The organism is Amycolatopsis dongchuanensis, assembly GCF_039542405.1.
Taxonomy (GTDB): Bacteria; Actinomycetota; Actinomycetes; order Mycobacteriales; family Pseudonocardiaceae; genus Amycolatopsis_E; species Amycolatopsis_E sacchari.
The window spans coordinates 1-10,694 of sequence record NZ_BAABIB010000129.1 but is presented as its reverse complement, the minus strand read 5'-3'; the positions used below and the strand labels follow the sequence as shown (position 1 = coordinate 10,694).

10 protein-coding genes are annotated in these 10,694 nt (G+C 70.7%); 4 read left to right on the top strand and 6 right to left on the bottom strand.

The genetic code is table 11. The features are described 5' to 3' along the window. The first annotated feature begins 14 nt into the window (after positions 1-14). The 3 genes from ABFX51_RS32470 to ABFX51_RS32460 all read left to right on the top strand — a co-directional run bounded on the left by ABFX51_RS32470 (position 15) and on the right by ABFX51_RS32460 (position 3,634). A complete protein-coding gene (locus tag ABFX51_RS32470; RefSeq protein WP_346055977.1) occupies positions 15-737 on the top strand; it encodes an aldehyde dehydrogenase family protein in 723 nt (240 codons plus the stop codon). 37 nt (positions 738-774) lie between these two features. Further along, a complete protein-coding gene (locus ABFX51_RS32465) occupies positions 775-1,701 on the top strand; it encodes an AraC-like ligand-binding domain-containing protein (protein WP_346055976.1) in 927 nt (308 codons plus the stop codon). A gap of 106 nt (positions 1,702-1,807) precedes the next feature. Continuing rightward, positions 1,808-3,634, top strand: a complete 1,827-nt coding sequence (locus ABFX51_RS32460) for an amidohydrolase (protein WP_346055975.1) — start codon at positions 1,808-1,810, stop codon at positions 3,632-3,634. Between the two features lie 543 nt (positions 3,635-4,177). On the opposite strand, the gene ABFX51_RS32455 is transcribed toward ABFX51_RS32460, so the two are convergent. Then, on the bottom strand, positions 4,178-5,077 hold the full coding sequence (locus ABFX51_RS32455) for an aminoglycoside phosphotransferase family protein (RefSeq protein WP_346055974.1): 900 nt from the start codon (positions 5,075-5,077) through the stop codon (positions 4,178-4,180). Between the two features lie 105 nt (positions 5,078-5,182). Further along, on the bottom strand, positions 5,183-5,923 hold the full coding sequence (locus ABFX51_RS32450) for an SDR family NAD(P)-dependent oxidoreductase (protein ID WP_091515788.1): 741 nt from the start codon (positions 5,921-5,923) through the stop codon (positions 5,183-5,185). 83 nt (positions 5,924-6,006) lie between these two features. On the opposite strand from ABFX51_RS32450, the gene ABFX51_RS32445 reads away from it, so the two are divergent. Then, positions 6,007-6,609: a TetR/AcrR family transcriptional regulator gene (locus ABFX51_RS32445; RefSeq protein WP_091515785.1), complete on the top strand. Its 603-nt coding sequence runs from the start codon at positions 6,007-6,009 to the stop codon at positions 6,607-6,609. Here ABFX51_RS32445 and ABFX51_RS32440 read toward each other — a convergent pair whose 3' ends face one another. The 4 genes from ABFX51_RS32440 to ABFX51_RS32425 form a co-directional block, all read right to left on the bottom strand. After that, complete coding sequence (locus ABFX51_RS32440) at positions 6,610-7,515, bottom strand: aminoglycoside phosphotransferase family protein (RefSeq protein ID WP_091515783.1); 906 nt, start codon at positions 7,513-7,515, stop codon at positions 6,610-6,612. Between the two features lie 55 nt (positions 7,516-7,570). After that, positions 7,571-8,575 carry an aldo/keto reductase gene (locus ABFX51_RS32435; protein ID WP_091515780.1) on the bottom strand — a complete coding sequence of 335 codons (1,005 nt, stop codon included), beginning with the start codon at positions 8,573-8,575 and terminating at the stop codon, positions 7,571-7,573. A 16-nt stretch (positions 8,576-8,591) separates the two neighbouring features. Next, complete coding sequence (locus ABFX51_RS32430) at positions 8,592-10,169, bottom strand: tannase/feruloyl esterase family alpha/beta hydrolase (protein WP_091515778.1); 1,578 nt, start codon at positions 10,167-10,169, stop codon at positions 8,592-8,594. Positions 10,170-10,177: 8 nt separating this feature from the next. Then, positions 10,178-10,694: zinc-binding dehydrogenase (locus tag ABFX51_RS32425; protein ID WP_346055973.1), on the bottom strand; the 517-nt coding region annotated here is incomplete at its 5' end.

The window sequence follows — 10,694 nt, the reverse complement described above, 5'->3', positions numbered from 1 at the left end:
CCGGGCGGGCGATTGTGGCGGCGAGTGCGGGGAACCTGCCGCGGTTGACGCTCGAACTCGGGGGTAACGACCCGGGTATCGTGCTGCCGGACGCCGATCCCGCGGCGATCGCCGAGGATCTGTTTTGGGGTGCGTTCATCAACACCGGGCAGACGTGTGCGGCGTTGAAGCGGTTGTATGTGCACGAGAGCCTCCACGACGAGGTGGTGGAGGCGCTGCGGGCGGTGGTGGAGCGGACGCCGATGGGGCCCGGTGTCGAGGAGGGCAGCCTGCTGGGGCCGTTGACCACGAGGGAGCAGTTCGGGATCGTGGACACCCTGGTGGAGAAGGCGAAAGCCGCGGGCGCCCGGATCGTGGTGGGTGGGGAGCCGGATCGGGACGCGCCCGGCAATTTCTATCCCGCGACCCTGGTGACGGGTGTGGCGGGGGATGCGGGACTGGTGGTGGAGGAGCAGTTCGGGCCGGCGTTGCCGATCCTGCCCTACCGCGATCTCGACGACGCGATCAGGCAGGCGAATGCGTTGGACACGGGGTTGGGGGCGTCGGTGTGGTCGGCGGATGTGGAGCGCGCGAAGGAGGTGGCGGGGCGGATCGAGGCGGGCACGGTGTGGATCAACAAGCACGGCACTGTGCACCCGATGGTGCCCTTCGGTGGGGTGAAAGGCTCCGGTTACGGCCTCGAATTCGGCCAGGAAGGCCTCAAAGCCGTCGCCGTCCCCCAGATCATCAACGGCTGAACACCGAACCCGGAATCCTCCGACGAGGGAGGCAGCGATGTGCTCCGCGGTCAGCCTGGACCTGTGGCGCTCGGCCGTCTCCAAAGCCGTGGTGCCACTGGAGATCGACGAGGTGGGTGGCGTCACCTTCCGCGGCCGCCTGGGGCGGACCGTCGTCGAGGACGTCTCGTTGTTCGACATCGCCGCGACGCCCCACGTCGTACGCCGGACGTCGCGGCTCATCACGCCGGAGGACCGCCGGTTCTACAAGCTGAGCCTGCAGTTGCGGGGCACGGCCGTGCTGGAGCAGGACGGCCGGCGGGCCGAACTGCGCCCGGGAGACCTGGCCATCTACGACACCCACCACCCCTACGACCTGGTCTTCCCCGGCCGGAACCACGCGATGGTCATCATGTTCCCGCACGAGCTGGTCGACCTCCCGCCGGCCGAGGTGAACCGCGTGACCGCCGTGCGGTTCCCCGGTGATTCCGGCCTCGGCAAGGTCATCAACCCGTTCTTCGTCGAGCTGGGGCGGAACCTGGACCAGCTGGCCGGGGTCAGCGCGTCACGGCTGGTGCATTCGGCGCTGGACCTGCTCGTGACGCTGCTGGCGCAGGAGCTGGACCGCAGGCACAGCGCGGTGGCGAACTCGGCCCGCAGCCTCGCCCGCGAGGTGCGCCAGTACATCCTGGACCACCTCGGCGATCCCGGGCTGACGCCGTCGTCGATCGCGCGTGCCAACCACATCTCGACCAGGCACCTGTACACGATCTTCTCCGGTGGCGAGCCGGTTTCGGCGTGGATCCGTTCGCGGCGGCTCGAGCGCATCCGCCGCGATCTGGCCGACCCGCTGTACGCCGACCGTCCCGTCTCGTGGGTCGCGTGCCGCTGGGGCCTGACCGACGCGGCGCATTTCAGCCGGCTCTTCAAAGCCGAGTTCGGCGAGTCGCCGACGGCCTACCGCTTGCGTTCCGCGGCACGGTGAAATCGCGAGCACACCCGGGGACAAGGGGTCTGCAGTCCGGTACAAGACGCGGTGCACCGCTCGCTGTGACGATATGCCTCCACTGCTCGTGGCATGGGAGGCCAGGATGAGCGAACGACGGAAGCACGTTCAGCGCCGCCGGTTCCTGCAGGGCGTCGGCGCCGGGATCGCGCTGGGAGCGGTCGGCGGCACGGCGGAGGCGGCCGCGGCACCAGGGCAAGGCAAGGCGGATCTGCTGCTGTACAACGGCAAAGTCCTCACCATGGCCGGGGCTTTCGTGCCCGCGGAAGCCATCGCGATCAGGAACGGCGTGGTGCTGGCGGTCGGCAGCGGTCGCGACCTCCGGCGCTTCACGAACTCGCGGACCGAGGTGGTGGACCTCCGCGGCCGGACGGCCGTGCCCGGGATCAACGACGCGCACTTCCACCCGCTGGGCCTGGGGACCAACCAGCCACCGCTCACCCTCGACCTCAGCAGGGGCGCCGTCCGGTCCATCGCGGAGATCCGGGACCTCGTCGCGGAGGCCGCCAAGGCGAAGGCATCGGGGGAGTGGATCCGCGGTTTCGGCTGGGACCAGGGCTATCTGGCCGAGAACCGGTACCCGACGCGGCTGGACATCGACGCGGTTTCCCCGGACAACCCGGTCGCGTTGCGGGAGTGGTCCGGGCACGCCTTGTGGGTGAACTCGAAGGCGCTCGAACTGGCCGGGATCACGCGCGTCTCGCAGCCCCCGCTCGGCGGTGTGATCGTCAAGGACGGCAACGGGGAACCGACCGGGCTGCTGCTGGAGGTCGCGGCCAACCTCGTCACCGGGGTGATGCCGGACTTCACCGAGGAGGAGAAGCGCCACGGCCTGCGCCTCGCGGTCGACATCATGCACCAGCACGGGATCACCTCGGTCACCGACGCCGGGATCGATCTCGGGTCGGTCCAGCGGTACCGGGAAATGCTGCGGTCGGGCGAAATCCGGCAGCGGTGCACGATCATGATCGCCGCGTCGAGCGCGGGTGATCTGCGGGAAACGTTGCTGGCGGCCAGGAAACTCGAAACCGACCGGTCGTGGCTGAACGTGAGCCAGGTGAAGATCTACGGCGACGGGGTGCCGACCCAGGCGCGCACGGCGTGGGTGTCCCAGCCGTACGTCGGTGGCGGGAACGGGGGGCTGACGCTGCCGGGGAGTTCGGTGGAGGAGCAGCTTTCGCGCCTGCGCCAGTGGGTGCTGACGGCGCACGAGCTGGGGTTCCAGGTGGGCACGCACGCGACGGGCGACCTGACGATCCACGCGGTGGTCGACGCCTACCAGGCGGCGGTGGAGCGCTTCGGCGGCCGGTTGCGGCACTACGTGATCCACGGCGACCTCACCACGCGCGAAGACCTGCGGCGCATGGCGCGTTTCGGGTTCCCGGTGAGTTTCAACCCGCAGATCAAGCGGTCGCTGTCGCACCAGCTGGTGGACGTGATCGGCCGGGAGCGCACGGACTACCAGTGGCCGTACCGGACGGCGCTCGGTCTCGGCGTGCGGGTGGGCAGCGCGTCCGACGCCCCGGTGGTGGGACTGCCGGACTTCCGCGAGGGCCTGACGGCGATGCTGACGAGGAAGAGCCTGGCGACGGGTGAGGTCTTCGGGGCGGGGGAGATCATCGGGCTGGAGCAGGCGCTGGCCAGTTACACGACCGCGGGTGCCTGGCAGGACCACGCCGAGCGCTGGAAGGGCACGCTCGCGCCGGGCATGGCCGCCGACGTGACGGTCTTCGACGGCGATCTGCTCCGGACCGCGCCGGAGGAGATCGTGGACCTGCCGATCGCGATGACGTTCGTCGGCGGCCAGGTGGTGTACGACGCCTCGACCGACGCGCGCACGCCCACCGCGTCCCCGGCGGCCGCGGCGAGCGGGCTGGCGAAGTACTGGAGTACCGGTTGCTGCCACGGCTGAGCAAGTCCTCGAGGGACAATGCGGTCCGGACGCAGAATCCGTCAAGTTTCGCGCGTGTCCGCGTCGGCCCAGCGCGCCATCGCCGAGCTGGAGCGTGCGCGGCTACGCCCGGGTGCGATCGCCGAAGCCCTGGACGGCAGGGCCCGGTCGTGCACGGGCCGTTGCGAGCACTGCACAACTACGCGCCCGAGGACTGCACCCGCTTCCAGCCGCCGGTGGGAGATGTTCACCTTCGGGGTTGACCTGGTGCACCCGCCAATGGACGGCCGGGTCGTTCCCGCTCGGCCACCTGCTCACGCTCGAACGCCGGCAGTCGGATCTGGTGGCACTCAGGGGGCGCCATCGTGACGGAAGCTCCCGAGGCGAGGGTAGTCGGGCGACGGGATCGCCAGCCCGACAGCAGCCGCGAACGTGGGGGCAGCCGACGACGCGCAGGTTGCAGCACGGCAGAGCAGGCCACGCGCCAGCCCGGTTTCGTGGTCGATTGCGAAACACCAGCGCGGAGCTGTCCCGCCCACCCGTAACTCGGTCAGGTTTCTCGGATCACGACTGTCGGGAGTCGGCGTCAAGCCGGGCCAGTGCAGCGCTGAGAAATGCGTCCCGGCGTGCCCCGAGCGTATCGGCATCGAGGTCCGGTCGGCCCTGGTCGTGCATGACCGGGACGCAAAACCCCATGTCGGCGAGAGAGCAGGTGGCCGCCACGACGTCCCAGTAGGCAAGGTCGTCCGCCCGCCGCCCTGTGGCCCGCTGCCAGCCTTCGAGCACGTGGTCGGCGGCGGGCAGTCCGAACAACAAGGCTGCGTCGAACCGCGCCCCGCTGAGGTCGATCCCCGGGGATCCGGCGCCCGCGCAGTCCCAATCGACGAGGCCGGTGCAGCGGCCGCCGGACCACAGGGTGTTCCCGTGCCACAGGTCCCCGTGGACGAAGACCGTCGGGCCGCCGGGCGCGGGCAGCCGGTCCAGACGCTCCTCAGCGGCCGTGAGCAGGGCGGTGGTGCCCTTTGCGCGGCGGAGGGCTGTGAAGTCCACATCCGCGATCGAGCGGGTCCGCAGCGGCAGAGCGGGCCGAGGCGTCAACGGAACCGCCTGCAGCGCGGCCGCCGCGGCTCCCAGGCCTCGCAGCCGCTCGGCGGACGCGACCGGCGGGATCGTGCTGTCCCCGGGCAGGACGGTGGTCAGCACCGCCAACGCGCCTGTTTCGGCCCCGTCGAGGTCCGCAGCGATCAGGCGAGCGGCGGGCAACCGATGCTCCGCGGCAACCCGTAGCGCCGCCACCTCCGTGCCGAACCGCCGGCGGTGGTTCGAATCGGCCGGGTCACCGAGCCGCAGTACCGCCGCCTCGACCCGGTCGGCCGGTTCGAACCTCAGCAGCCACGGATTTCCGCCTTCGCGCAAGCCTGTGGCACCGTCCACCCGGACGCCGCCTCCCACCGCGCCGGACACCCAGCGCAGGACCTCCTCGGGCAGCTCCGACACCGCGATCACCCCCGCCGTCCGGCACAGGCTAGTGCGCGGACGGGTCTCGTGGGCCCACCACGCCCTCGGGCGTCAAGCTTGCGACTCCCCGCCGTCGACGAACAGTTCCGTGCCCGTGATGAACTTCGCTTGGGGCGAGGCCAGGAAAGCCACCGCGTCGGCGATTTCGGACGGTTGCCCGAGCCGCCCGAGGGGGACCCGGCCGGCTTCGCCGTCCAGCAGGGCGCGCGCCTGGCCGGGATCGGGCGCCAAGCCCGCGAGCCCGGGGGTGTCGGTCGGCCCCGGGGTCAGCGTGTTGACGCGGATACCCCGCTCGGCGAGCTCGATCGCCCACACACGGCTGAACTGGCGGATCGCCGCCTTGCTCGCCGAGTAGACACCGAACGCGGGGGTCGCCCGCGCGGCCGAGGTCGAGCCGATCACGACGACCGACGCCCCGGGGGTGAGCAGGGGAAGCGCTTTCTGCACCGTGAACACCGTGCCGCGGACGTTGGTCCCGAAGGTCTGGTCGAAGTCTTCCGGCTTGAGTTCCGCGAGCGTGGCGAACGCGCCGCCGCCCGCGTTCGCCACGAGGACGTCGAGGCCCTCGCCGCGTGCGCCGATCGCGGCGTAGACGCGGTCGAGATCGTCGAGGTCCGACACGTCCGCGCGGATGGCGGTGACCCGGTCGCCGAGTTCGGCGACGAGCGCGTCGAGCTGCGCCTGGCGCCGTCCGGTCACGAAGACGTGCGCGCCCTCCCCGGCCAGTCTGGTCGCGATCGCGCGCCCGATCCCGGACGTTCCGCCGGTCACCAGCGCGGTCGTCTGCGTCATGTCGAGTCCTCCCGTGGTTTTTGACTATCGCGTCCATAATACAGTTATGGACGATCTGGTCAACAACGGTTAGGATGAGGACCGTGCCGAGACCGAGGAAGTTCATCGAGGACGAGGTTGTCGCCTCCGCGGGCGAGACCTTCGCGAACCACGGCTACGGCGGCACCACGATAGACGACCTGATGAAGGCCACCGGGCTCGGCAAACAGAGTCTGTACAACGCTTTCGGCGGCAAGCGCGGGCTGTTCCTGAAGGCGCTGTCCGCCAGCGCCGCCGAGGCCGTGGCGGCCGTCGACGAAGCGCTGGCGGGCCCCGGCTCCACGCCGCTGGAGCGGATCAAGGCGCAGATGCTCAAGGTCGCGCTCGCGCTCAGCGAGGACGGTCCGGGTTCGCTGTTCACGAAGGCCACCGTCGAGCTGGGACACCGTGACTCCGACGTCGCCGCGTCGGCGCTGGACGGGTTCACCCGGCTCGAAGGGATCTACTGCCACTGCATCATCGAGGCCCAGCGCAGCGGCGAACTCGCGGCCGACGCCGACCCGCACGCACTGGCGGCGTTCTTCGTCGCCGTCACGCGGGGGATGGAAGTGCTCGCCATGGCCGGGGTCGGCCGCGCCCAGCTGGTCGCGATCGCCACGACGTCCCTGGCGGCCCTCCCCGTGGCCGACGACGCCGGATCCGCTTGATCAGCGCCCCAGTTCCTCCTGCACGGTTCGGATGACGTGCCGGGCGCTGTCCGCCATGACCTGATTCGTGGTGCGGTAGTACGGCAGGGCGATCAGCGCCTGGGAAAGCGCCCGGCCGCGGCCGCGCGCCCAGGTCGCGTCGTCCACCTCCAGCGCCTCGCGGAAAACCCGCCTCGCCCCGGCGGGCAGCAGGTGCCACGCCGGATACAGGTCGCAGGCCGGATCGCCCCTGCCGAGGCACCCGAAGTCGATCACCGCGGACAGCCTGCCGCCTTCCACCAGCAGGTTTCCCGGCATCAGGTCGGCGTGCAGCCACACTCCGGGCTCCGCTGGAGCCGGAGCCCGCAGCGCCTCCTCCCACACAGCCGTCACGAGATCGCAGTCGACTCGTTCTTCCGGAATCTCGCGCAGCCGTCCGATCGCCGCCCGGGTGGCCGAGTCGAGCAAAGTGAGCGGACCGCCACGGTAGGCCCTCGGCGCGTTCGGCAAGGGGATGCGCCGCATGGCCGCCACGAACCCGGCCAGGTCTTCGGCCAGCAGGACCGGCGCGCTCAACGCGCCCGGCCGGGGATGGTCTCCCGGTAACCACCGGTAGACCACCCACGGCCACGGCCAACCCGCGCTGGGCGCGCCGGCACCGAGGACCTCAGGGATGCGAGCAGGCAGCCAGGAAGCCAAGCGTGGCAACCATTCTCGTTCCCGTTCGAGGTCCTGTGCCCCGCTCTCCAGCAACGGCAGCCTGACGACCATGTCATCGCCCAGCCGGTAGATGGCGTTGACGGTGCCGGCGGAGGCGAACCGTTGCACGGGCAGTTCCGCCCACTGCGGGAACTGTGCCGCGATCAGCTCACGGACCGAACCGTCGTCGAGCAGGCGTGCACTGGAATGCGTTTCCCCTGCGACCACGACACGTCATCCCACTCCGCGGCCTGGAGGATGTCAAAAGCTTTCCGCTCGCGGCTCAGCCCAGGTAGGCCTCCGGGGCGGCGTTGGCCCCGTTCCGCCAGGCGGGCGGGAACAGCTTGCCCAGCGTGGCGAGAGTGTCGTCGTCGAGCTTGACGTCCAGCGCGCGCAGTGAGCCGTCGAGGTGGGCGACCGTGCGGGGCCCGATGACCGGCCCGGTCACGCCCTCCTGCGCGAGCAACCACGCGAGCCCGACGTGGGCCGGGTCCTCACCGAGGTCGGCGCACAACTTCTCGTACGCCTCGATGCTGTCCCGGTGCCGGGCGAGCAGGGCGGTCATGAACTCCGAGCCGCTGCGCGAAGCGGTGCCCTCCCGCTGTTTGCGGAGCACTCCGCCGAGCAGGCCGCCGTGCAGCGGCGACCACGCGAGCACGCCCAGCCCGTAGTGCCGGGCGGCGGGCAGCACCTCCAGCTCGATCCAGCGGACCAGCAGGTTGTAGAGCGACTGCTCGCTGACCAGCCCCAGGAAATGCCGCGACCGGGCGGCTTCCTGCGCCTGGGCGAGGTGCCAGCCGGCGAAGTTCGAGGAGCCGAAGTAGAGCACTTTCCCCTGCTGGCGCAGGACCGTGAACGCCTCCCAGATCTCCTCCCACGGCGTGTTCCGGTCGATGCGGTGCATCTGGTACAGGTCGAGGTAGTCGGTCCGCAGCCGCTTGAGCGAGGCGTCGCAGGCGCGGCGGATGTTCAGGGCGGACAGGTAGCCGTCGTTGGGCCAGGAACTCCTCGGGTGGTAGAGCTTCGTGCCCAGCACCGTCTTCTCGCGGCGGCCGCCGCCGGTCGCGAACCAGCGCCCGATGATCTGCTCGGTGACGCCGCTCTCGCCCGAGCCGTCCGTGCGCACGCCGTAGAAGTCGGCGGTGTCGAAGAAGTTGATGCCGTGCTCGTGCGCCCTGTCCATGATCGCGTGACTGTCCTCTTCGGACGTTTCCGGCCCGAAGTTGGCCGTGCCCAGCACGAGCCGGGACACCGTCAGGCCGCTGCGGCCCAGGTGGGTGTACTCCATGTGTCCGGTACTCCGATCAGTTCGCGCAGCCGGTGGGGCGGGCGACGAGTGGGTAGGCGCACAGCTGCCGGGACAACGTGACGGCCCCGGTGGCCGGGTCGGTCAGCGTGGCCGGGATGGACTGCGGGGCCTGTCCGTGTTCGACCCACGCCGCGACCGCCGCCACCGGGTCGTCGGGAACCGGGCCTGCCGCGTTGGCGCAGTGCGCGGCGCCGGGAGCCGGGAACAGGCGGGCGAACGAACTCGTGCCCCCCACCGTCCGCTGGACGTCGCGGTAGTAGTCGACGGTGCCCTGCGGCGGGATCAGCTGGTCCGCGAGCCCGTGCCACATCAGGATCTTGCCCCCGTTGCTGTTGAAGGCGCTCAGGTCCGGATCGTTCGTGTCGAGGGTGGACGAGAACTGCAGCCGGGATTGCGCGAACAGCTGGGAGAACCGGTCATAGGTGAGAGTGCGCCAATCCCAGTCCGGGTTCCGCTGCAGCCAGGTGCCCAGCCACGCCACGGGAAGTCCGAACGGCTCCGGGGTGGTCACCCCGTTCGCGGTCGTCGTCCCCGCGATCATGGACGGCGAAGCACCGCGGGTGAGGCCGTACCACAACGGCAGTCCTCCGGTGAGCTCCGGTCCCTTCCAGATCTTGTTCATCACGGCCGCGTCGGTGGCCGTGATGGTGCCGCAGGGAGTGCTCTCGCCGACCAGTTCGTCGGCGTTCCAGTCACACGACGCCGGGTCACCGATGATCCCGTCGGTGATGCCGTCATCACCGTCACAAGCCTTCACCACCGCCTGGGTGAACGCGTCCTCCTTGCAGGACGGCAGGGCGTCGTTCAGCTGCTTCATGACCAGCGGGGGCCAAAGGGCGGCGGGGACCCAGCTCGTCCAGTTGATCGCCGGTGCGCCGGAGACGATGCCGTTGTAGTCGGCGGGGTACCGCTGCGCCTCCATCAGAGCTTCCCGTCCGCCGGTCGAGCACCCCGTGAAGTAGGAGTACCGGATCTGGTCCGGGTAGAAGCGCTGGGTCACCGCCTTGCCGACGACGGTCATGCCGTGGATGGCGGCGGACGCGAAGTCCTCGATCAGCGGCTGGTTCAGCCGGCCGTTCGAGTCCAGCGCCCACCGGCCGGACACCGCGTCACCCAACGGGACACCGCAGTCGGTGCCCGCTGCCGCGTATCCGTTCTTGATCGTCTCCGCCAGGCCGGGGCTGACGTGCGACCCGGTGGAATAGCCGATGCCGCAGGAGAAACCGCCCCCGCCTACGCCTTGGAAACGGCCGTTCCAGTTCGTCGGCAGCCACACCGCGATGTGGATGGGGTTGCCGGCCGGGTCGGTCTGGGTCAGGTTCACCGCGCAGAAGCCGGGCAGCCCGGTGATCGCGGTGGTGGAGCCGGGTGGGACGTAGCTGCCGGTGGTGTCGAGTACGGCCGAATCGACCTTCAATCGCGGGATGTTCAGCCCGGCTGCCAGGTAACCGGCGCTGCACCGGGCCTGGGTGGACTGCGGGTCGGCCGTGGCCACGACGGCGGTCGAGGCCACCGTCAAGGCGGCCAGCGTCAGCGCGATCAACGTTCTCCGGCCTCGCCGGTGGATGAACATGGTTGCTCCTAGAGGTCGATGACGACTTTGCCGTGGACGTGGCGTGCGGCTTGGAGTTCGACGGCGGGGCGGATCTGGTCGACGGGGAAGGTCGCGGCGATCGGCACGCGGAGGTGTCCGGCCGCGACGAGGGTGGCGATCTCGCCGAGGGCACCGGTGCCGTTGGCGCCGTTGGCGGGGGTGATGCCGTCGATCTGGGTGGCGATGGTGGTGATGCGCTCATCGGGGACGCCGAGTTCGCGGGCGGCGTGGACGGTGTCGGTGCCGTGCAGGTCCAGGGCCGCGGTGACACCCTCGGGGGCGAGCGCCCGGACCCGCTCGACCAGGCCCTGGCCGTAGGTGACCGGTTCGGCGCCCAGCGCCCGCAGGGCCTCGGCCGAGGCGGCCGAGCCGGTGCCGATGACGCGGGCCCCGGCGCGGCGGGCGAGTTGGACGGCGAACACCCCGACCCCGCCGCCGGCGCCGCCGATGAGCACCGTGTCCCCAGGCCCGGGTTTGACCACAGCCACCGCGGCGGCCGCGGTG